The organism is Streptosporangium sp. NPDC002544, from assembly GCF_040295965.1.
Lineage (GTDB): Bacteria > Actinomycetota > Actinomycetes > Streptosporangiales > Streptosporangiaceae > Streptosporangium.
Map to the genome: position 1 here is coordinate 1 of NZ_JBEOWJ010000040.1, position 20,345 is coordinate 20,345.

The window sequence follows — 20,345 nt, forward strand, 5'->3', positions numbered from 1 at the left end:
CGACGGGTCTCACACCAACAAGCTCTACACCGGGCTGGTGGAGGACTACAAGAACGCCGCCACCGACTTCAACGCGGCCCTGCTGCCGTTGCAGAGACAGGCCGTCGACAACAAGGACTACAAGCTCTTCGGCACCGCCGACCAGGCCATCGCCACCCAGCCCTCACCTCCCAACATCGTGCCGTTCTGCAACAGCAGCTCCGGGCAGGGCCCGATCCTCAACCTCGAACGGCCCGCCAACGTCACCTACAGCGGCAACGCCATCCCCATGGCCCGATACGCCCTCCCCGAAGGCTCCCGGCCCACTCTCAGCTACTGCAACCAGTTCGGTGTCAGCGACGAATCCGTCCTCGACTCGACCCTGTCGGTCACCATGCACCTGCGCATCACTTGGCCCAGCGCCCCTGGCCAGCCTGCGAATCCGCCTCAGACGCTGCGTACCTGGACCAAGACCTGGGAGGTGCCCACCGTCTGCCGCAAACCCGATCCCAATCCCGAACCCCCGTCGGCCTGCAACCCCACCCAGCACTACCGTGAGCGCTGGGTCAGCGGCGGCTATCGGCAGTCCTTCGCCGAAACCGCCACCCTCACCGAATACCCCGAGCCCCAGCAGGCCGTTCGCACCCAGGTCACCCGGTTCCTGACTGAACGGCAAAAGGGCTACTACGACGCCGTCGTCACCGAGCTGACCACCCCGGGCAAGCCCCTCTTCCAGGCCAACGCCGATCTGACCACCGCCCTGCGCCTGCTGCAGGCCTACACCGCGGCGGGTTTCCCCACCGCTCTCAATGACGACGAACTCCTGCAGGTCCTGCTGCACGGTGCCGAACGCCTGCCTGCCGACACTCCTGGTGATACCACCATCACCACCATCTTCCGCACGGCGCAAAGCACCTACAACTCTTGCACCGCCACCTCTGACGCGGCCTGCGCCGCGACTTTCAATCCCTTCGCCGGCCAGCAGCATGCCTGGCTGACCAACTGTCTGACCTGGTACAAGAACCAGCTGCCCGTTGCCAGGTGGAGCCAGGATCCGCTGGCCAACACCATCGTGGCCTTCGCCTATCACACCGCCGACACCCTGCGCCTGCGCTATGACCACCACTCCAAGAGCCTCAAACAAAACAGCTACACCGAGACCCTCGCCCCCGTCACCACCGCCCACAAACTCCTCGAAACCTACGACACCATGACCCGTCCCTCCGCCCGATGAAAGAGACCGGACGGAGCCCCTGGATGGAACCCGTCCACATGACAACCCGGACGCGCGGTCCGTGGCCTTCATCCACCCCACCGACGTCTGTTCCCCATCTCATCCCGTCCAGGGAGTCAGAGGAATGACCATGCGAAGAGGAACCAATGCCCTGCGAGCGGCGAGCGTGCTGTGTGCGCTCCTGCTCCTCCCGATGGCGCCACCGGCGCAGGCCGCCGGAGGCACACTCGCCAACGCGCCGGCGCTGACCGTATCTGCGGGGAACCTCGTGGATACGGTCAAGGAGCCGGAGCCGGAGCCGGGGACAAAGAAAAAGGAGAAGGCGAAGAAAAAGGAGAAGTTCACGCCTTACACGCCGAACGAGCTCGACCGCGCCCAACTCCCCGACCTGTCGGGCACGCGGAAGGTCGAACCACCGAAGATGCGGCGGCTGGACCGGACTCCCGACGGCTTCCTCAACCTCCCGCAGCAGCCCAAGGTCGCACCCACCAGTGCCCCGGAAACCAACACGGTGGTGGGAAAACTCGAGGAGGCGATCCTGGAGGCGGGAGGACGGATCCGCGTCAAGGGATGGGCCGCGGACACCTACTCCCCATCCAGGACCGTCCAAGTGATCGGCGGCACATTAGGACAGGCGCAGGTCACAAGCCGGGCCAACACCACGAGGCCGGGCACCCCCTACGGCGACGCGCACGGGTTCGACTTCGACGTCGAGATCCCACCGACCAGAGGGCTGCACCAGGTTTGCGTATCGGCGTTCTACACCACCACCAAGTTCACCGACCTCGGATGCATCGAGTTCGACTCCCGGGCGTTCGGCGCCGTCGAGTACCGGATTCCTCTCGCGGTCGTCGCATCGGGCGCGTACTCCGTGATCGGCGGCTGGATGATCGACCCTTATACCGCCGGTCCCGCGACATTCAGCGGATTCCGTGACAAGCAAGAGTTTTTCCGCGGCTACAGCGCCCCCCTGCCGCACCCCGGCGTCGCCCAGGCTTTCCCCACGTTCGGCCCCAATCATGGCTGGGAAGTGTGGATCAAGCATGACGGAATCGAAGGCACCCCCAGCGAGCTCTGTGTGAACGCCGACTCTGGAGGGGTGGGGAAACAGGTTGGCTGCATGACCCAGAACTCCCGGCACGATCCGTTCGGGGCGCTGGACGAAGTGCGCTGGCAGGGCGAGAACATCCTGGTCAAAGGCTGGGCGATCGACCCCGACACCCGCTCGCCGGTAGAGGTCTCGATCTTCGCGGACGGCAAGCTGGTCAAGACGGCCTCAGCCTTTCAGCTCCGTACCGACATCCGTGATGCCCATCCGGAGTATGGCGATTCCCATGGGTTCGAGACGACGATTCCCGCCGCCTTCGATGACCAGAAGATCACCGTCAAGCCGACGAACATCGGCCGTGCCGGTCCTCTCGGAGGCAACGTGGAGTGGAAGATGAACTACGACGGCTCCTCTGGGCCGTGCCGCTGTATCGGGGAGAACTTCGAGGCGGGCTCGTACGACAAGACCGCCTACTCTTCGTGGGGCGTCGACCATTCCATGTGGATCACCTCGGACAAGTCCCATGTGGTGTCGGGAACCTTCTCGGCCTACGGTCAGAGCCTGCCCGGCGGGGAGTGGACGGAGTTCCTGATCTCGAACAGGACCAAGATGAAGCTGAAGCGCTCGACGACCTACACGGTGACCTACCGGTACCGGATTCTCGGGCCTGCGAACTCCCAGGTCGAGCACTACTTCCTGGCGCGGACCACCAGCGGAGGATATGGCAACGACTGGTGGGGCGGGATGTTGACCGATTCCACCGGCTCCGGGGTGAAAAGCAGATCGGTGACGTTCACCACCGGTGCGTTCGACGACTATTACCTCATCTGGGGCATCCACAACAGCGGTGCCATGACGGTCGACAACATTGTGGTCAACGGCCCGGTGGGCTGACGATCCACACCGTCTCAGCGGCATCGGACCACCGGTCGGCCGGACCGTAGCCGCTGGGCAGTGATCTCCACGGGTCACGCGCCCGCGGAGATCACTGCCATGTGCTTCGCGCCCGCTCAGCAAACGATGATCGAGTTCCACTCCGCGGCCCCGTCCGATCGCTTGATCGGACGGGATTTCGCGTTTTCCACGTCTTGAGGCCGCTGGACGGGTTCCTGCCCCAACCGGCAGCCCCGGGCAGCTCGGCGCTCTGGCCGTCAGAGTAATCAGTCGACACGACGAAAGGCCGAGCGGTAGTCCCTCGGGCGTCGTCCGGTGTGCTTGGCGAAGAGGGCGGCGAACGTGCTGGGGTCCTTGTATCCGACCGCGGCGGAGATGCCGGCGACGGTTCGGTTCGTGGTCTCAAGGAGGTGGCGGGCGCGACGGACACGCGACGACTGCAGGTACTCCAGCGGGCTCTGGCCGGTCTCGTCCGCGAAGCGCCGCAGCAGCGTCCGAGTGCTGACCTTGAACGTGTCCGACAACGCGGCGAGGTCGTATCGGGCGGCGAGGTTTTGGTCGAGCCGTCGCATGACCTTGTGGGAGAACTCGTTTCCGGGCTGCGGAAGAAATCGCGCGTCAACGTATGGAGTCTGGGACGATCGCGCATCGTCGACGAGCGCCACCCGTGCGGTTGTCCGTGCCACGTCGGCACCGCTGTGTTGGCGGATCAGATCCAGCGCGAAGTCGTACATGGCGCTGAAGGCCGCCGTTGTCGTCACCCCCGTGTCGGTGACGACCAGACGCTCAGGTCGGATGTCAGCGTCCGGACAGCGTCGAGCCAGTTCGTCCGCGAGGAGCCAGGCCGTCGTAGCACGGCGTCGGTTGAGGAGTCCAGCCTCGGCGAGCAGGAACGCACCGACACAGATCGAGACGACGACAGTGCCCGCAGCAGCGTGTGAGCGGATCGCCGCGACTTCAGGGGCGAGGGGTGCGAGCTTCGTGTCCACGTCGAGGCCCGGCACGAGCTCGAACCCTGGCACGACAAGGACGTCTACCTCGCGCAGCGGTGAGACGTCCAACGCCGCACCACCCGATGCGGCGACACGACGGCGAGGCGAAACGATCGACACCTCGTATCCGGAGCTGTCCGGTCCGGCAACGTGCGTGGCCATCGTCAAGAGATCGGGTACGCCGAACACCTCGGACGCGAAGCAGCCTGGATAGGCCAGGACACCAACCCGCAGCGCGCTCACGCTCGCCTCCTCACCATCAGCCTCTGGCGAGATTACCTGCATATATGGCGATCTGGCCTCTCACCTTGTGCTGGGGCAACGGTCCACGCTGTCACCATGAGCGCTGCCAGCGGAGGACTTGACGACATGATCACGGATTTCTCCCGCCGACTCGTGGATGTGGAGGGGGTGGTGAAGACGGTGTACGCCGCGGGTTCCGGGCCGGCCGTCGTGTTGATGCCGGAGATGCCCGGCATCAGTCCTGACGTCCTTCGACTGGCGCGGTGGGTGCGGGATTCGGGCTTCACCGTCTATGTCCCCTCGCTTTTCGGGATCGATGGTGCCTATCCCACGGCCGAGGGCGGTATGGAGGTTTTCCGCCGCGCGTGTGTCAGTGCCGAGTTCCGCGCGTTCGCCGGGGGCGGCACCAGCCCGGTCACGGCATGGCTACGTGGGCTCGCGCGCCAAGCCCATGGCGAATGCGGCGGTCCGGGAGTCGGCGCGATCGGACTGTGCTTCACCGGCAACTTCGCTCTCACGATGGCGCTTGAGCCGGCTGTCATCGCGCCAGTGGTCAACCACCCGTCGCTGCCGCTGGACGACCCTGCCGGACTCGAGATCAGCGACGAGGACGCACGCGCGGTCCGAGACCGCATCGCGCGCGACGGACTGAAGGTTCTTGCCTACCGCTTCGACGACGACCGCTGGTGCACCGGCCAGCGCTTCGCCGCCTACCAGGCGCTCCTCGGCGACGCCTTCGACGGCCGTGTTCTTCCGGGCAGTTCCGCGAACACCAGCCCGCCCCCGTTCTTCGGCGACGTGGTCGGGACCCCCCACAGCGTTGTCACCGCCCATCTCGTCGACGAGGACGGACATCCCACGCTGAAGGCCAGGGACGAGATCATCGCCTTCCTGACCGACCGCTTGAGCCCGTTCGAACATACCGAGACGACATCCGACTGAGCGGCACAACGGTCGCCGGCGCAATCGGCGATCAGATCCGGGCGCCGCGCCCGCCACAGGTGGCCGAGGTCGCCGGGGTGCAGGGTGATGGTGTGTTGGTGGCAGATCTTCGGCAGCTGGTCGGCCTTCAGGCCGGGCTGTGGGGGATCGCCCACCGCCTGTCTGTCATCCGGCACCGCCGACCGCGTGGCCATGCGCCAGGACGGCCGCACGATCGTCACCGGAACCCACGACGAGCTGCTGGCCGTCGACGCCGGCTACCGTCGCCTGCCGGCCAGTCAGGTGGGGGGCGTGGACTGACGGGCGCGATGGCGGCGTACCGCATCCCGGTTGGCGCACGGCTGGGAGCAGTAACGCTGCCGTGCGGTGCGTGAGGTGTCCGCGAAGATCGTCCCGCAACCGGCGGCGGCACACCGTCCGAGCCGGCCCATGCCCCGGCTGACGAGGTGCATCGCCGTGCCCACGGAGATCAGCGCGAACAGCACCGCGCCGAGCGGCTGCAGGTCGTCGCGATAGTGCAGGTGCCAACCATGAGCGTGGTCGGTCAGCCGGGGGTAGGCGGCCGACCGGGCCGGCATCTCGTTGACCAGCTCGGCCTTCGCGCGCTCGCCCGTGGCGTCGACGACGTTCGTCCAGGCGTCGATGACGGCGAGGGTCTGGTCGAGATCCGACGGTTCGACGGGGCGTTCCAGTACCAGACCGGCCGTGCGGCAGCGGTCGGCGAGTTCATCGGCGCTCGCCGGTGGGCGGTTCGCCAGTTCCGCGGCGAAGTTCACCACGTCCGCACCGTAAGGGTTGAGGTGCACAAGCTCATTACATCAGCCTGTACGTCATGACGCGAACAGCAACAGAGCACGACATTCCGGAACTCGTCCGCCTCCGGGCACTGCTCTTCGACGACCTCGGCGGCGACTTCTTCAACCCCGCGAACGCCGGTGACGACTGGCGCGACGCGCTCGCACGGGTTTTCAAGCAGAAGCTGACCGAACCCGACTGCCAGATCCTGGTCGTGGACGGCGACACCGGCCTGGCCGCCTGCGGCATCGGCACGATCGAACAGTGGTTCCCCGGCCCCCACTCCCGCAACGGGAGGGTCGGCCACGTCATCGGCATGGTCACCGACCCGTCGTACCGGCGGCGTGGGCACAGCCGGGCGATCATGCTCGGTCTGCTCGATTGGTTCCGCGACCGCAACGCCGTACGGGTCGACCTCACCGCCTCCCACGAGGCGGAACCGCTCTACCGGCAGCTCGGCTTCTCCGACCACCCCGATCCCCTGTTGTGCTGGAAGCCGTGAAGACATCGCAATACCGCTGGGTCATTCTGGGGGTCGCGACTTTCACTCAGGCCGCGGCCGCGTTTTTCGTGCGATGAAAGCGCGCTCTGACCGGCTCGGACGGGTGAATCTCTGGGTGACAACGACCCTGGACAAGGCCGGACGAAGGTGGATCACCGTGGACCGTATGCGCAGGTGGGAGCGGGTATAGCTCGTAGTATCGCGCCCGCCCGTCTTGCTTCGCACGGGCCGTTCTCGAGACGGCTGGACTGAAGTTGACGGGATCCCTTCCGATCATCGAGATCGGGTGGGATCTTGTCGTTTCAGGGGTTTCCGGGGGGTGAAGGTATGGGGACCGCGGCCGTACGGCCGGCATGGTTGACCAGGCGGTGCAGGGCGATCAACCCATAGCCGAGCAGTACGAAGCAGACGGCCAGCGCCAGCGCCATAAGCGCCACCCCGCCGTACCCGAACCTGCCCACATCCAGAAACGGATAGGGATACCGCTTCCACGCATCTGGAGGCAGCAGGGCACCTCTGACCAGGGCAAAGGTCAGATAGGCCATCGGATAGACCAGCCACCTGAGAGCAGCCGTCCATTTCGGCCGAGAAGCGATCCGGTCGAAGAACAGCCAGTCGATCACGGCCATGACGGGCGTCACGTAGTGGAGAAGGAAGTTGCCCAGACCGTGACCGTGAAGGGAGAGGTGCTCAAAGGGGCTGGCTCCGCGCATGCGCAGAAAGTGCCAGACCAGCCCAGTGATCACGATGTAGAGCGTCACCGCCCCCTTAAGCTCGGCAGGAGGGCGCCATCTGCTGACCGCCTGCCAGGAGTAAAACCCCGTGAGCAGCAGATTGCTCTGCACAGTGAAGAGCACGAGCGGGTTCAGCGGGCTGCCCAGGGCCAGCCAGGTATAGATCAGGCCGACCACCGCAGCCAGGATCAGCATCAAGCGGTACACCGTCACCCAGATCATAGGGATGAGGGTCGCACAGGACGCATCACACCGACCAACAGTTCGCCGATCGCTGGAACGCCGAAAGCAAAGGCCGGCCCTTGGCCGCGACGGCCGTCTACGGCACCAAGTTCTCCCAAGGCCGTCGCCACGGTCACCGGCGATGCCGAGCTCGCCGACCTTCACGACTGTCCGGTGGGCGTGCGAAACCCAGCGGTCGTCGTGGTGTTGTGCGGTTGGTGGCGGGGCGGTATGAGCACGTTGAGTCGGTGGGTTCAGCTGGTGAAAGCCCGCTCGATGATGCCCGAGTCCAGTTCGACGGTGACACGTCTACCAGGAGGCGGGCAGTGTGATCGCGGTGGCAGCGCGGTGGATCTGCTCGACGACCTTGGCCATGATCCGGTCCTTGCCCGGCAGCAGGTTGATCAGGCGCAGCGTCACCATCGACATGCGGACCTGGAACCGGCTCGACAGGACCATGCGCTTGATGTTGTCGGTGCCCAGGGCCTGGTTGGCCTCGACGAAGGGCCGCATCCGCGCCTCGTAGGCGGGGAAGGCGGCGGTGTGGTCGCCTGCGGCCCGCTTGAGCTCGCCCGCCAGCACGTACGCGCCGACCAGCGCCAGGCTGGTGCCCTGCCCGGAGGCGGGGGAAGCGCAGTAGGCCGCGTCGCCGACCAGCGCGACTCGGCCGGTGTGCCAGCTGTCCATGCGCACCTGGCTGAGGGAGTCGAAGTAGAAGTCGGGCGCGTCGGCCATGCCTTCCAGCAGGCGCGGCACCTCCCAGCCGGATCCGCTGTAGGACTGGGCCAGTGCCTGCTGCTGTTCGGCGCGCTCGCGTACCTTGCTGTCGGCAGCCCACAGGAACATGGCCTTGGCGCCGGTGTCCTGCCGGGTGCTGTAGAGCAGGGCGGTACGGCCGGGTCCGACGTAGGTCAGCTCCTCGCGGTCGAGCCCGAGGTGGTTGGGCACGCTGAAGATCGAGACGTTGTAGCCCATGTCGTGGACGAAGCGTTCCTCGGGGCCGAAGGTCAGCGCACGGGTGTTGGAGTGCAGCCCGTCGGCGCCTATGACCAGGTCGAAGTGGCGTACCAGGCCGCTGTCGAAGGTCACCTGGGTGCCGTCGATCGAGGCGATCGAATCGCCGAAGAGATACTCGACGCCGTTGGTCGCCTCGTGGAGGAGCCGGGCGAGGTCGCCGCGGTGCACCTCGGCGTCCTCGTGGACGCGCCCGCCGAAACTGTCGCCGTTCATGCCGGCCACTTGGCGGCCTTCGTCGTCCACTATTGAGCCGGTGCGCACGTCGGTGCGCAGTCCGCGGACCTTCTCCAGCAGCCCCATCCGCTCGACGACGTCGAGGGCCGCGCCTCGGATGTCGATCTTGTAGCCGCCCTCGCGCACCTCGGTGGCGCGTTCGACGACGGTCGGGGTGAAGCCGTGCTCGCGCAGCCAGTAGGCCAGGGTCGTGCCCGCGATGCTCGCTCCGGAGATCAGGATGTTCGACATGCCTGAATAGTACGTACGTGTTAGACGATTGTGCAAGACGTATGTGTAAGATTGGTTCATGGGCAACCGTGAAGATCTTCTGGACGGCGCCAAGCGCTGCCTCTACGACAAGGGCTACTCCCGCACCACCGCACGCGACATCGCCACGGCGGCCGGGGTGAGCCTGGCCGCGATCGGCTATCACTACGGCACCAAGGAGGCCCTGCTCAACGAGGTGCTGGTGGAGGCGATGCGAGAGTGGGGCGACGACCTGAGCCGGGTGCTGGCCGAGCCGGGGGACTTCGAGACGACCTGGGGCAAGGTCATCGACTCCTTCGTCAGGGCCAGACCGCTGTGGGCGATCCAGTTCGAGCTGATCGCGCACATGGAGCGCACCCCTGAGCTGCGCGAGTCGTTCGTGGAGGCGGGACGGCAGGCCAGGCTCGGGCTGGCGGAGCTGTTCGGCTCGGACTCCGAGCGGTTGGGAGCCGTGGTCCAGACCCTGCTGGGTGGCCTGGCGGCGCAGTGGCTCGTGGACCCCGACGCCACCCCGACCCCGGCAGAGCTCCTGGACGGCCTGCGCACCCTGGTGGGATCGACCTTGGGCACGTCGTCATGATCTAGGATTCGGTGGCGTCGTGACCGCACTCTCAGTCGTCCTGGCCGCCTCGGCACCGCGCTGCTCAGCGCCGTCGTCGGGTTCGGCGGTGGCGTGCCGCTGTTCTCGATGGCGAACATGCCCACAAGGTCAGACCTGTTCGTGAACACCCCACCAGGTCAGAGGCCGCTTCCGAGAGATCGGAAGCGGCCTTTTGCGTTGCTGAGTGACTACCTGCTGTGCCTGATCGCTGAGATCAGTTCGGTGATCGCCATCATCACCGCCGTCAGAAGGAACGCCAGGCCGAAAGCTGCAACCATGATGACGAGCGACATCGCGCTCCTCGGCATAAACACCACCATGAAGCTGCCGCAAAGCAGGACCAGCCAGCCGAGGAGCAGCGGAATCAGATAGAACATGCGGGGACCGTTCACGGTGTCCCTTCGAAAACCTCGACGTTAATGGGCACCGATGATCCCGTACCGTCCACAGGTCTGGAAAGAACTGATCCATAGCCTCAGCTCCTTCAGGAAGCATTGGGCGGAGCTGCTTGCGATAGACGGTCTCCGTCACCGACACCTCCTCCAGCGCCGGCCGTTTCGCCCCGGGCTGCGCGCACAAAGATCAAGTCGCGCCTTGACCTTGAGCCTCGCCCTGCATATGTGATCTTGAAAGAGGTGCAGGTGCTGCGCAGGGTGTGGATCCAGCAGTACCACCGATATGACCATGGGGACAGGGGCCTCGTTCGCGTGGGGGAAACTCAGGCCGTCATCCTGCGGGCGAGAGTCGATTCCCGACCGTAATGCTACGAACCGGGCCGGAAACCGAGTTTGCTCTGCTCAGAGCAGATCTGCCGCAGGCAGATCGCGTCGACGCCGATGCGGATCGCCCCACATGATGGACGCATGGGCGAAGAATCGAAACTTCCACTGTTCGACGCACGGGTAAGACGTCAGCTTTACGAAGGGCGTGTTCTCGTTCTCGACGGTCCTCTCAATGACGACAACGGGACGTTGCTCGCCACGCAATTGATAGCACTCGCCACGCAGGACGAGTCGACCGATATCGCGTTGTGGATTCACTCCCCGGGCGGCTCGGTTCCATCGATGCTTGCGATCCGTGACATCATTCGGCTCATTCCCTGTGACGTATCGACCCTCGCGCTGGGTATCGCCTACAGCGCCGGGCAGTTCTTGCTGTCATCGGGTACCCGAGGGAAGCGCCGCGCCCTGCCGCACGCACGTGTCCTGATGCACCAAGGATCGGCCGGAATCGGTGGCACCGCGGTCGACATCGAACTGCAGGCCGATGACCTCCGGCATACTCGCGACACGGTGCTCGGTCTTATCGCCGGGGACACAGGTCAGCCCGTAGCGCGCATATTCGAGGATTCCCTGCACGATCGCTGGTACACAGCGCAAGAGGCACTGGACTACGGCTTCATAGACGCAATCGTTCAGAGCTTCGACGAAATAGCGCCACGCAATCGCCCACGGCCCGGATTCGGCGTCACCGAAGGAGTCGGCCAGTGACCACGTACACGATCCCTAACGTCATCGCCCAGAATCCTCGTGGCGAGCGGATCATGGATGTCTACTCGCACCTTCTCACCGAGCGAATCGTCTATCTGGGGACCGCGATTGATGCGGGCGTCGCGAACGCGCTCGTCGCACAGCTTATTTTTCTGGAGTCGGAAAACCCCGATGCCAACATACAGTTCTATATCAACTGTGAAGGCGGGGACCCGAGCGCGATGCTCGCGATATATGACACCATGCGCTATATCCGCCCGCGGGTTGAGACAACCTGCGTTGGACAGGCCATCGCGGTGGGTGCCGTCCTTCTCGCCGCGGGCGCCGAAGGAAAACGTGCCGCTCTCCCGCACGCACGAGTGATCCTGCACCAACCGGCCGCTCAGGGGCGCGGAACGATCCCCGATCTCATCTTGCAAGCCGACGAGGTCGTACGTGTCCGAGCGGACATCGAGCGCATACTGTCACGGCACACGGGTCAGACTGTCGAGACCCTACGCGCCGACACCGATCACGATCGAGTGTTCACCGCGACCGCGGCCTTGGAGTACGGGCTCCTCGATCAGATCATCGAGGAGCACTCATCGGCTCGTGGATGATCCCGGCAGGCCACGCTACGCGGCCAGAGCATATGCCGCCGAGCAGGTAGCACCTCTCGACGTGCTGTTCTGAGCAGACCGCAAGCTCTCGGCAACGGCAAGGGTCAGATCGACCAGGGTGACATCCAGCGCGCCGGCGACCGCAGCGATCATTTCGCTCGACGGCTCTTTAACGCCTCGTTCCATCTCGGAGAGATATTGCGGCGAGACGCCGGCGCGACGCGCCGTCTCACTCAACTTCTCGCCCCGCTCGTGACGAAGACCTCTGAGACACTCACCGAGCGCGTGCCGCCACAGCGGCTCGCGAGCCGGAGACGGCTTGGGATCGGTCCGATCGATCGCCGGATGTAGTGGTGGGACAGAGGAAGCCATATCTCACCATAGGTAGACGGCGCGTTCGAGTTCCGCCGACTTCGCGCAGAGCAGAACCGTCCCCGCCTCCTCACAGTCCCTGACCGAGCCAATCTGGCGGAGATGGACGAGGTCAGGTGACAGATTGCGCCACCAGGGCCATGGCCTGTCGCATGGCGTTCCGTACTTCGTTGGGTCCGTCGCCGCGCTGCAGTGCGGTCAGTGCGGATGCGCTGATCGCACCCACCATCGCGCCGACCAGGGCGGAGGCGGTGATCGTGTCGAGTCTGTCGGGGAATGCCCGCTGCAGAGCCTGAGCCAGTTCGGCCTGCGCGGTGAGGTATCGCTGCAGCAGCTGAGCCTGCAGCGCCGGCACCGAGGCCACCAGCCGTGCCCGAAGTGCCGCGAGCCCGTTGGGGAGGTCGCTGTCCCAGGTGTTGGCGATCATCTGGTCCATCGCCCGCACCAACACTTCGGGCAGCCGTTCCTCGGCGCGGCGCTCGGCGATCGCCCGCAGCGCCAGGTCGACGCGCACGTCGGCATTGGCCAGGAGCACGTCCTCCTTGGCCTGGAAGTGGAGGAAGAAGGTACGAGGGGACACCTCCGCGGCGTCGGCGATCGCGGCCACGGTCACGTGGTCGTAGCCCTTGTCCTCGAACAGGCGCACCGCCGTCTCGATCAGTGCCTGCCGGGTGCGCTGCTTCTTGCGCTCCCGCAATCCGTGTCGCTCCACCATGCGGGCAGTTTATTTCATCCTCTGAATTGATGCATACTGTGAAACTCTACAGAGACTGCAGCAATTGAAGGGTGGTCAGTATGGGGAGCCTGGACGGACGTGTCGTCCTCATCACCGGAGCAGGGCGCGGCATCGGGCGGGAGGAGGCGTTGTTCTTCGCCGCCGAAGGCGCCAAGGTCGTCGTCAACGACCCCGGCGTCGCCATCGACGGCACGGGCGGCGACGCCGGCGTGGCCGCGAAGGTCGTCGAGGAGATCACTGCCCGCGGTGGGCAGGCCGTGCCCAACACCGACAGCGTCGCCGACTGGGACGGCGCCCGCCGCATGGTGGAGACGGCCCTGCAGTCCTTCGGCGACCTGCACGTAGTGGTCAACAACGCGACCATCGAACGGAACATGGGCCTGACCGACCTGTCGGAGGAGGACTTCGACGACGTCGTAGCCGTCAAGCTCAAGGGCACCTTCGCGGTGACGCACTGGGCGGCCCGCCACTGGCGTGACCGATATCAGGCAGGAGTCCACGCCGACCGCGCCGTGGTCAACACCTCCTCCGGCTCCGGGCTGCTCAACCCGCTGCCCGCGCAGGTCTCCTACGCGGCGGGCAACGCCGGGGTCGCGGCGCTGACCATCGTGGCCGCCCTCGAACTCGGTCGCTACGGCGTGCGGGTCAACTGCATCTCGCCCTCGATGGCCCGTACCCGCCTCACTCTCGCCGTTCCCGGCATGAGCCAGGAATCACCGGCGGGCCGATTCGACCCGTTGCACCCGGCCGCCTGCGCGCCTGTCGCCGCCTACCTGGCCGGCGCGGCCTGCCCGCTCACCGGCCAGGTGCTGTCGGTGCGGGGCGGAACGGTCGCGGTCAACCACGGCTGGTTCCTCGGCGACCACATCCACAAGGACGGGCTGTGGAGCGTGGAGGAACTGGCCGAGAAGGTGCGAGAGCTGCCGATGGACGACCCGTTCGACAAGCTCGCCCAGGCTCTGACCGGCGCACTCGGCGCTGTCGGACGCGCCCGGCTCCAGGAGATGATCAACGCCCTGCTGGACCAGGGAGGTCGGTCCGGCGCGGCTTCCGCATGACGCGATGGCACACAGTCCGGACCGCGTGCTCAGGCTCGCGGTCCGGGGCGGATGGCGCTCGACCCCGGACAGCCACGAGACCTCGGTGTCAAGCCTGTCGAGAATGACCAGCGTTGGGCATTCCAAACATCATTCCACCCGCTGTTCCTGATCATGTTCCGGCCGTGCCGAGACCTGGAGCGACGATGAGCCTGACCAGCCTGGGGCTGACCGACACGCAGGAGCGCCTATACCGCCACCTGCTACGCACCCCACACACCGACCTGCCCGCCGCCGTCCTGGCCCACATGCTCGGTATCCACATCACCGTGGCCGTCGCCTGGCAACGCGCCTCCGCCGGCGACTGGACCGCCTACGCCGCCGAAGTCAGCCGCCGAACCCCGGAAGGAGAACATCCCGATGAGCACGACCTACGCGACTGAATGCCGGCTCACGCCAAGAGCTCAGCCCCAACCCTCGCCAATCCACGGCAGCGGCCTGTTCGCCATCGAACAGATCCGCCAAGACGAGGTCGTCATGCGGCTCGGCGGGCAGCTGATCAACGATGAGACTTTGGCCTCCCTCACACCGCCCTACAGCAGCCTGACCGTCGGGGAGGGCCTTCACCTGCTTCTCGATCCCGCTCATCCAGTGCGCTTCGGCAATCACTCCTGCGAGCCCAACCTCTGGCACCGCGACGCGACAACCGTGGTCGCACGACGCGACATCAACCCCGGCGATGAACTGACCATCGACTACGCCACTCACACCGGCGTTGAAACCTGGTCGATGGTCTGCCGTTGCGGCAGGCCCCGCTGCCGCCGCACCGTGACCGGCAACGACTGGCAACTGCCTCAACTTCGGTCCGCCTACGGCACTCACTGGAGCCCGCCACTACTCGATCGCATCAAGACCGCCGCCAGGCAGAGGCATTCGGACAGTTGGAATACCTGACGTCGCCAGAGCCGCCCACCGAAGCCGACAAGGCTGCCCACAGCGTGGGCAGCGTCGTGGAAGGGAAGACCATGGGCTTCGTACTCCACGACCGGCGCACGTGATGTTCCGGTTCACGCCGACAGGCGGCACCTCGCGGCATGGCGAAGGGGCGCCCGAATGCCTTCGCCATGCCGCACACCAGCACCGCCTGCCCCATGCGGCGGGTTCTGGTGAGGCTCGCTTACTTGCTCTGCAGCTTCCCCAGCGGGTTGGGGTCTTCCTCCAGTGCGGTGGCCGCCGCCTTCCAGCCGGTGTCCTCGGGGTAGAGGGCGCTGCGCAGGAAGGCCGAGGTGAGCTGCTGGATCAGAGCGACGCGCGCGGGATTCTCGTCCGTCGTTTCGGCGACCTCGTACCCGGAAACGCCGCCGAGCGAGTGCTCTGCCCCGAACAGCGTGAGCAGGCTTTTGCCGCCCGGGCTGTAGGTGTAGGGGTCGGTGAACCAGTCCGGTCCGCGGGTGGACAGGTGGGATTGGTCGTTGTCCCCGGCGACGATCAGAGCCGGTGCCTTCATGTCGTCGAAGGAAGGTCTCATGAACGGGAAGTGCTCGGCGGCGAACGGGGTCAGGTCGTCACCCAGGCCGGTAAGGGCGAGCAGGATCCCCGCCTTGACGCGAGGGTCGGACATATCCTCGCCCGGTACGCCGTCCGCGTCCAGGACACGCGCCCCCAGCAGTGCGCTCGCCGTCTGAGCTCCCCAGGAATGACCGGCCACGGCGACGCGGCCGCGGTCGAGGCGCCCGGCCAGGCCCGGCACGGACGCTTCCAGGGCGTCGAGCCCGTCCAGGACACGAGTGAGGTCCTCGATCCGCAACCGCCAGATCCGCGGCGTGCGGGGGTCGTCGGCGGGGAGGCCGAGCGTCCTGGAGTCGAGGTGGGTGGGCTGCACGACCACGAAGCCGTGAGCGGACCAGAAGTCGGCCAGCGGCGCGTAGCCGTTCATCGACCAGCCGAAGCCGTGCGAGAAGACGATGACCGGCAGATTGCTGCCGGTCACGGGGGCCGAGACACGCACCTGGAGGTCGTCACCGCGGCCAGGGACGGGCAGGATCACCGGCTTCACGGATATCACGGAGGCGGCGTTCAAGTGGGACATGGAAATGCCTTCCGGTCGGTTTGTCGAGCTCGCGGTTCGGCGGTTCCGTCCGGTGTCTGACACCATGGAGAAACGGAACCGCGTTCCGCTGACAATACGGAACGAGGTTCCGCTTTGCAACCGTTGGGAAGGACAACCACGATGAACGGCAGCGACCGGCCCGCGGCAAGCTCGGCCGCGTCCAAGCGGAAGGACGCCCGGCGCAACCAGCAAACCCTGCTGGACGCGGCCGCCACGGTCTTCGTCACCTCCGGCGTGGATGCCCCGGTACGCGACATCGCCGCCAAGGCCGGCGTCGGGATCGGCACGATCTACCGGCACTTCCCCACCCGAGCCGAACTGATCATCGCCGTCTACCGTCACCAGGTCGACGCCTGCGCCAAAGCCGGCCCTGCCCTGCTGGCCTCCGGGCCGACCCCCCATGCCGCCCTCGCCCGGTGGATCGACCTGTTCGTCGACTTCCTGGTCACCAAACACGGCCTCGCCGCCGCGATGCAGAACGACGGCGCCGGGTTCGAGGCGCTGCACGCCTACTTCCTCGACCGGCTCCTGCCGGTGTGCACCCAGCTCCTCGACGCCGCAGCCACCTCCGGCGAGGTCCCCCCTGACCTCGAGGCCTACCAACTCATGCGCGGCGTCGGAAACCTCTGTATCGGCGCCGACAGCGACCCTCGCTACGACGCGCGACGGCTGGCCGCGCTCCTCGTCGCAGGGCTACGCCAGCCGTGCTGACAGTGGTGGATTCGGCTCCCGGCTCGACGCGCCCACCAGACAGCTCGTAACGTGGAGATCGAGCCGGGAGCGGCAGGTCGAGTACCGGCCCGACCATGTTCTGGCGCTTGACAGCACCAGCCGCCAGTACTCCGACTCGACATCCAACCTGCGCCTGGGTCCTCGCCTCGCCGGCAACACGCCCCTAATGATCAGGTGTGTTGCGGCAAGCACGAGAACCCAGGCGACGACACAGGGTCGGTTTTCAGCGGCGCCGACACTGCATGCGCTCGTCAGCTGAGATGAGCGCGGAAGAACGACGCCAGCGTGCTGAAGCTCAGTGGAGGCTCAGTGCTGGTCACGGGTTCAGCACAGCGTTTCGAAGTCTGCACGGTCCTGGCCGGGAAGGGCTCCGACAGGCCGCCGGTGAAGGGGAAGAAGTGGTCCTGCCCGTGCAAGGTGAAGAAGCGGACGCTTCCGCAGGCCTCCTTGAGCGCGGAGAACAGTAGCCGGCTTTGCCCGATGGGGATCACGGGGTCAGCGTCACCGTGCCCGATGAGGAACGGCGGGGGCCGCCGCCCGGAAGCCAGATGGGTGATGGGGTTGGCCTGCCTCAGCAGAGCGGGGGAGCACGACTGTACGCCGTCCGGACAGCCAAGGTAGGTGGCCACCGCTCCCGCCAGGAGCGGGTTGTCGGCCAGCGCTGACAAATCGGCGGGCCCCGAAAGGTCCGCTACCGCCTGAACACAGCTGGAGGGGCCGCGTCCACCCACATCGCCTTCCAGCGCGGGAACCCCGCAACTCGTGCCCGCCAGGGCGGCAAGCTGCCCACCCGCAGATCCGCCCCACAGGCCGATCCGGCCGTTGAGGCCGTAGCGGAAGCTGTTGGCGCGCAGATACCGGATCGCGGCCTTCACCTCGTGGATCTGCTGCGGGAACTTGGCGCTCGTGCTCAGGGTGTAGTTGACGGAGGCAACAGCGAATCCCTGCGAGAGCAGTGATGTCCACTCAGGGATCCGCTGCAGCTCGCTCTTGTCTCCGGCGGACCAGCCGCCGCCGTGGATGTAGACGATCACAGGCGCCCACCGGGTGCCCTTCGGTACGTACAGGTCCAGGACCTGCTGGTCGCCTCCGGATGCGTAGGCCACATCGGAGTAGGTGGTGTAGCCGTCGGACCTCACGGAGCGCACGCGCTCGTCGGCTCCGCTTGCCTGCGCCGGAGCGACGAGAACGCCGAGGCAGGCCGATACTGCCGCCGACAAGGCGACTACGCGTCCCAGACGCGCTTTCAGGCCTAGGTGCACACTGATCTCCCTTCAGAGTGAAGATGAATTCAAATTCACCCATTGAGCAGGGGTTGTCAACCCCAGGCGATGCCTGCATGATGAATAGGAATTCACATTCACTGTGAGAGGGATCACATGTATCTCGTGGAGTCGTGTCGCATTCGCACCTCAGGTGCCCGGGCGGTGGAGCTCTTCCAGGTTGACGGCCTCTCACTGCTGGCCATCCCGCAGCTGGCCGTCGATGTGCCCGGGCAACCGCCCGGCATGAACGGTGGCGACAGCGACACCGAGTTGCGGGTGCTCCGCCGTACAGCCGAAGGTTTCGAGCCCTTCCAGAGCCTTCGGGTGTCGGGGGGTGAGGACGCGGAGTTCTTCCGGATCGGCCGGCGGGCGTTCCTGGCGACCGCGAGCATCCGCCGCGGCCAAGGCCCCTATGAGTTCGGCGTGGACTCCCAGCTGTACGAATGGGACGGCGCGCGCTTCGTCCCTTTCCAGAGCGTGCCAGGCTTCGCGGCCAAGCAGTGGCGGCACTTCACGCTGGCCGATCAGCACTTCCTGGCCCTGGCACAGGGGCTTCCGCTGCCTGGGAGCCGGCCGTCGCGGATCTACCGATGGGATGGCCGGGCCTTCGAACCGTTCCAGGAGATCGCCTCCGAGCAGGGCTACAACTGGCACGCCTTCCGGGTGGCGGGGCACGACTTCCTCGCCCACGCCGACCACCTCGCTCCGTCCGTCCTGTACCGCTGGGACGGAGCGCGCTTCGCCGTACACCAGAAGCTGGCCGAGCAGCACGGCCGGGCTTTCGCCTCCTTCAGCGCCGACGGCGAGGAGTATCTACTCGTCGGCTGCATCCTCAGCCCGTCGCGGCTACTGCGCTGGGATGGTGAGTCGTTCGTGGAGCACGCCGTGCTGGACGGGCTCGGCACCCGCGAGTTCGCGGTCCTGCATGGCAGGGGCGGCCTGTACGTGCTGCGGGTCAACTTCATTCACGGCACCCCCGCCGCGCCGACGACCGCGCTGAGTTCCCAGCTCTACCACTGGCAGGACGGTGGGCTGCGCGTCGTCGAGGAGTTCCCCACCAGCGGCGGCACGGACGTCGCCGTCTTCACCGACGACCGGGGGCCACTCGTGGCGGTCTCCAACGGGCTCAGCGCCGACGTGCGGTTCGCCACCGAGAGCGTCATCTACCGCTTCACCGAGCAGGAGCACCAGTGACCGAGGAGTTCATCCGGCTGTTCGCCACCTACACAGCCGATCCGGACAGCATCGGCAGGAGGCTGGGCCGCGCGGTCACTGATCGCGCGCGCAACAACCCGCTGATCGCCGCGACGGCCACCGACCTCGCGCTCTACCCGGGAGACGGCAGGCCACCCACGGTCGAAGGGTTCCGGCTCTCGACCAGGGGCTTCAAGGAGCTGACGGCGATCTCCCACCTGGGTCCCGCCGTGGCTTCGCTGGTCAGGCTCCGCGACCTGGGCGAGGAGTCCTGGCGGAAGGCCGCCGAGCGCCTGCTGACCGAGGTCAAGGCCACCCGCGCCGCCAACAGCACCGAACTGTGGCGGGACCGGATCGCGGTCGAGGCCTACCGGGGCAGGGAACGTGAGATCGCCGACATGATCGACCACGCGTGCGCGGTGACCGCCCGCTACCTCACGGCCGCGCTGGACGACGAGGAGTACCTCACTCCCGAGACGCTCCGCCGCGACTACCTCGACAACGGCATCAACTCAATGATGGTGGCCACGTTCTTCCTGGTCAGCCTCGACATCAGCTTCCGCGTCACGCGCTGGTTCACCGAGCAGGACCTGGACTGGGAGCGGGCCATGGTGGTGATCGCGGGCAGGCAGGGGCGTCCGACCGCGGGCGTCACCTGGAACACCAGCAGCGTGGCCACGATGATCCTCGCCGCCTCGCGCGGCCGCCTTCCGCTGGATCGCGTGTACGTGGCCCCGCACGCGCCCACCTTCCCCTCACCTGCCGACGGCGACCTCACCCAGGTGATCGCGCTGGAGGAGGACCTGCGCACCCTCTGGTGCGGCACCAGGGCCACCGTCGAACTCGGCGACGTGATGTTCGACGGCTATCCGCGCTACGCCCCTGGCCGCCTCACGCTCCCCGACGTCACCGACCCCGGCGTCGCCGAGGTGAGCGAGATGCCCGCCATCCACTCGGCCGACGACATGCGTGCGCTTGTGACCAGGCTCCGCATCGTGCTGGAGGACCCGAGGCAGCTGCTGTCCAGCTGCGTCACCGACTTCGCCGCCGCCTCCCTGGCGGCGGCGGGCGACGATCCCACCCAGGTAGTGGTGCCTGGGCTGACCGACCTCTGAGAGCGAACC

23 protein-coding genes are annotated in these 20,345 nt (G+C 66.5%); 14 read left to right on the forward strand and 9 right to left on the reverse strand.

Annotated elements, in window-relative coordinates; genetic code table 11:
- Window positions 1–1,213: hypothetical protein (locus ABT061_RS40795; RefSeq protein ID WP_350928351.1), on the forward strand; the 1,213-nt coding region annotated here is incomplete at its 5' end.
- Between the two features lie 268 nt (window positions 1,214–1,481).
- Window positions 1,482–3,155 carry a hypothetical protein gene (locus ABT061_RS40800; protein WP_350928353.1) on the forward strand — a complete coding sequence of 558 codons (1,674 nt, stop codon included), beginning with the start codon at window positions 1,482–1,484 and terminating at the stop codon, window positions 3,153–3,155.
- A 266-nt stretch (window positions 3,156–3,421) separates the two neighbouring features.
- On the opposite strand, the gene ABT061_RS40805 is transcribed toward ABT061_RS40800, so the two are convergent.
- Window positions 3,422–4,390 (reverse strand): GlxA family transcriptional regulator, encoded by a 969-nt coding sequence (locus ABT061_RS40805; RefSeq protein ID WP_350928355.1) that lies wholly within the window; start codon window positions 4,388–4,390, stop codon window positions 3,422–3,424.
- A 126-nt stretch (window positions 4,391–4,516) separates the two neighbouring features.
- On the opposite strand from ABT061_RS40805, the gene ABT061_RS40810 reads away from it, so the two are divergent.
- Both ABT061_RS40810 and ABT061_RS40815 read left to right on the forward strand, forming a co-directional pair.
- Window positions 4,517–5,332, forward strand: a complete 816-nt coding sequence (locus ABT061_RS40810) for a dienelactone hydrolase family protein (RefSeq protein WP_350928357.1) — start codon at window positions 4,517–4,519, stop codon at window positions 5,330–5,332.
- An 87-nt stretch (window positions 5,333–5,419) separates the two neighbouring features.
- The gene (locus ABT061_RS40815; protein ID WP_350928359.1) at window positions 5,420–5,632 is read left to right on the forward strand and encodes a hypothetical protein; all 213 of its coding nucleotides are present in this window, start codon (window positions 5,420–5,422) and stop codon (window positions 5,630–5,632) included.
- Here the strand turns inward: ABT061_RS40815 and ABT061_RS40820 are convergent.
- Window positions 5,611–6,138 (reverse strand): CGNR zinc finger domain-containing protein, encoded by a 528-nt coding sequence (locus ABT061_RS40820; protein ID WP_350928361.1) that lies wholly within the window; start codon window positions 6,136–6,138, stop codon window positions 5,611–5,613. The genes ABT061_RS40815 and ABT061_RS40820 overlap by 22 nt on opposite strands.
- A gap of 26 nt (window positions 6,139–6,164) precedes the next feature.
- On the opposite strand from ABT061_RS40820, the gene ABT061_RS40825 reads away from it, so the two are divergent.
- Window positions 6,165–6,629, forward strand: coding sequence for a GNAT family N-acetyltransferase (locus ABT061_RS40825; protein WP_350928363.1), 465 nt, complete (start codon window positions 6,165–6,167; stop codon window positions 6,627–6,629).
- Window positions 6,630–6,931: 302 nt separating this feature from the next.
- Here the strand turns inward: ABT061_RS40825 and ABT061_RS40830 are convergent, their stop codons facing one another.
- Window positions 6,932–7,585, reverse strand: coding sequence for a Pr6Pr family membrane protein (locus tag ABT061_RS40830; RefSeq protein ID WP_350928365.1), 654 nt, complete (start codon window positions 7,583–7,585; stop codon window positions 6,932–6,934).
- A gap of 309 nt (window positions 7,586–7,894) precedes the next feature.
- Window positions 7,895–9,067 (reverse strand): FAD-dependent monooxygenase, encoded by a 1,173-nt coding sequence (locus tag ABT061_RS40835; protein ID WP_350928367.1) that lies wholly within the window; start codon window positions 9,065–9,067, stop codon window positions 7,895–7,897.
- Window positions 9,068–9,125: 58 nt separating this feature from the next.
- Here ABT061_RS40835 and ABT061_RS40840 point away from each other — a divergent pair, with 58 nt between their 5' ends.
- On the forward strand, window positions 9,126–9,665 hold the full coding sequence (locus tag ABT061_RS40840; RefSeq protein WP_350928369.1) for a TetR/AcrR family transcriptional regulator: 540 nt from the start codon (window positions 9,126–9,128) through the stop codon (window positions 9,663–9,665).
- Between the two features lie 209 nt (window positions 9,666–9,874).
- Here ABT061_RS40840 and ABT061_RS40845 read toward each other — a convergent pair whose 3' ends face one another.
- Window positions 9,875–10,063, reverse strand: a complete 189-nt coding sequence (locus tag ABT061_RS40845) for a hypothetical protein (protein WP_350928371.1) — start codon at window positions 10,061–10,063, stop codon at window positions 9,875–9,877.
- A gap of 486 nt (window positions 10,064–10,549) precedes the next feature.
- Between ABT061_RS40845 and ABT061_RS40850 the strand changes: the two genes are divergently transcribed.
- Window positions 10,550–11,176, forward strand: coding sequence for a ClpP family protease (locus ABT061_RS40850; protein ID WP_350928373.1), 627 nt, complete (start codon window positions 10,550–10,552; stop codon window positions 11,174–11,176).
- Entirely contained in the window at window positions 11,173–11,775 is a 603-nt protein-coding gene (locus ABT061_RS40855; RefSeq protein WP_350928375.1) for a ClpP family protease, read from the forward strand. Before ABT061_RS40850 ends, ABT061_RS40855 begins: the two co-directional genes overlap by 4 nt.
- 15 nt (window positions 11,776–11,790) lie before the next feature.
- On the opposite strand, the gene ABT061_RS40860 is transcribed toward ABT061_RS40855, so the two are convergent.
- Window positions 11,791–12,147, reverse strand: coding sequence for a helix-turn-helix domain-containing protein (locus tag ABT061_RS40860; RefSeq protein ID WP_350928377.1), 357 nt, complete (start codon window positions 12,145–12,147; stop codon window positions 11,791–11,793).
- Window positions 12,148–12,259: 112 nt separating this feature from the next.
- Window positions 12,260–12,862: a TetR/AcrR family transcriptional regulator gene (locus ABT061_RS40865; RefSeq protein WP_350928379.1), complete on the reverse strand. Its 603-nt coding sequence runs from the start codon at window positions 12,860–12,862 to the stop codon at window positions 12,260–12,262.
- 80 nt (window positions 12,863–12,942) lie between these two features.
- On the opposite strand from ABT061_RS40865, the gene ABT061_RS40870 reads away from it, so the two are divergent.
- From ABT061_RS40870 to ABT061_RS40880, 3 genes are all read left to right on the forward strand, one after another.
- Window positions 12,943–13,941 (forward strand): SDR family NAD(P)-dependent oxidoreductase, encoded by a 999-nt coding sequence (locus tag ABT061_RS40870; RefSeq protein WP_350928381.1) that lies wholly within the window; start codon window positions 12,943–12,945, stop codon window positions 13,939–13,941.
- 185 nt (window positions 13,942–14,126) lie between these two features.
- Window positions 14,127–14,363: a hypothetical protein gene (locus tag ABT061_RS40875; protein WP_350928383.1), complete on the forward strand. Its 237-nt coding sequence runs from the start codon at window positions 14,127–14,129 to the stop codon at window positions 14,361–14,363.
- A complete protein-coding gene (locus ABT061_RS40880) occupies window positions 14,341–14,874 on the forward strand; it encodes an SET domain-containing protein (RefSeq protein WP_350928385.1) in 534 nt (177 codons plus the stop codon). Before ABT061_RS40875 ends, ABT061_RS40880 begins: the two co-directional genes overlap by 23 nt.
- A gap of 223 nt (window positions 14,875–15,097) precedes the next feature.
- On the opposite strand, the gene ABT061_RS40885 is transcribed toward ABT061_RS40880, so the two are convergent.
- A complete protein-coding gene (locus ABT061_RS40885) occupies window positions 15,098–16,009 on the reverse strand; it encodes an alpha/beta hydrolase family protein (protein WP_350928387.1) in 912 nt (303 codons plus the stop codon).
- Window positions 16,010–16,150: 141 nt separating this feature from the next.
- Here ABT061_RS40885 and ABT061_RS40890 point away from each other — a divergent pair, with 141 nt between their 5' ends.
- Window positions 16,151–16,741: a TetR/AcrR family transcriptional regulator gene (locus ABT061_RS40890; protein ID WP_350928389.1), complete on the forward strand. Its 591-nt coding sequence runs from the start codon at window positions 16,151–16,153 to the stop codon at window positions 16,739–16,741.
- A 272-nt stretch (window positions 16,742–17,013) separates the two neighbouring features.
- Here the strand turns inward: ABT061_RS40890 and ABT061_RS40895 are convergent, their stop codons facing one another.
- On the reverse strand, window positions 17,014–17,910 hold the full coding sequence (locus ABT061_RS40895; protein WP_350928391.1) for an alpha/beta hydrolase fold domain-containing protein: 897 nt from the start codon (window positions 17,908–17,910) through the stop codon (window positions 17,014–17,016).
- A gap of 279 nt (window positions 17,911–18,189) precedes the next feature.
- Between ABT061_RS40895 and ABT061_RS40900 the strand changes: the two genes are divergently transcribed.
- Window positions 18,190–19,221, forward strand: coding sequence for a hypothetical protein (locus ABT061_RS40900; RefSeq protein WP_350928393.1), 1,032 nt, complete (start codon window positions 18,190–18,192; stop codon window positions 19,219–19,221).
- On the forward strand, window positions 19,218–20,336 hold the full coding sequence (locus ABT061_RS40905; protein ID WP_350928395.1) for a DUF5624 domain-containing protein: 1,119 nt from the start codon (window positions 19,218–19,220) through the stop codon (window positions 20,334–20,336). The genes ABT061_RS40900 and ABT061_RS40905 overlap by 4 nt, the downstream gene beginning before the upstream one ends.
- The last annotated feature ends 9 nt before the right edge of the window (window positions 20,337–20,345 follow it).

Bases quoted from the DNA above. Each gene is read 5' to 3' on its own strand.
- ABT061_RS40860 (WP_350928377.1), bottom strand. From the start codon at position 12,147: ATGGCTTCCTCTGTCCCACCACTACATCCGGCGATCGATCGGACCGAT.
- ABT061_RS40845 (WP_350928371.1), bottom strand. From the start codon at position 10,063: ATGTTCTATCTGATTCCGCTGCTCCTCGGCTGGCTGGTCCTGCTTTGC.
- ABT061_RS40850 (WP_350928373.1), top strand. From the start codon at position 10,550: ATGGGCGAAGAATCGAAACTTCCACTGTTCGACGCACGGGTAAGACGT.
- ABT061_RS40890 (WP_350928389.1), top strand. From the start codon at position 16,151: ATGAACGGCAGCGACCGGCCCGCGGCAAGCTCGGCCGCGTCCAAGCGG.
- ABT061_RS40810 (WP_350928357.1), top strand. From the start codon at position 4,517: ATGATCACGGATTTCTCCCGCCGACTCGTGGATGTGGAGGGGGTGGTG.
- ABT061_RS40835 (WP_350928367.1), bottom strand. From the start codon at position 9,067: ATGTCGAACATCCTGATCTCCGGAGCGAGCATCGCGGGCACGACCCTG.
- ABT061_RS40825 (WP_350928363.1), top strand. From the start codon at position 6,165: ATGACGCGAACAGCAACAGAGCACGACATTCCGGAACTCGTCCGCCTC.
- ABT061_RS40830 (WP_350928365.1), bottom strand. From the start codon at position 7,585: ATGATCTGGGTGACGGTGTACCGCTTGATGCTGATCCTGGCTGCGGTG.
- ABT061_RS40875 (WP_350928383.1), top strand. From the start codon at position 14,127: ATGAGCCTGACCAGCCTGGGGCTGACCGACACGCAGGAGCGCCTATAC.
- ABT061_RS40865 (WP_350928379.1), bottom strand. From the start codon at position 12,862: ATGGTGGAGCGACACGGATTGCGGGAGCGCAAGAAGCAGCGCACCCGG.
- ABT061_RS40840 (WP_350928369.1), top strand. From the start codon at position 9,126: ATGGGCAACCGTGAAGATCTTCTGGACGGCGCCAAGCGCTGCCTCTAC.
- ABT061_RS40870 (WP_350928381.1), top strand. From the start codon at position 12,943: ATGGGGAGCCTGGACGGACGTGTCGTCCTCATCACCGGAGCAGGGCGC.
- ABT061_RS40880 (WP_350928385.1), top strand. From the start codon at position 14,341: ATGAGCACGACCTACGCGACTGAATGCCGGCTCACGCCAAGAGCTCAG.
- ABT061_RS40885 (WP_350928387.1), bottom strand. From the start codon at position 16,009: ATGTCCCACTTGAACGCCGCCTCCGTGATATCCGTGAAGCCGGTGATC.
- ABT061_RS40815 (WP_350928359.1), top strand. From the start codon at position 5,420: ATGGTGTGTTGGTGGCAGATCTTCGGCAGCTGGTCGGCCTTCAGGCCG.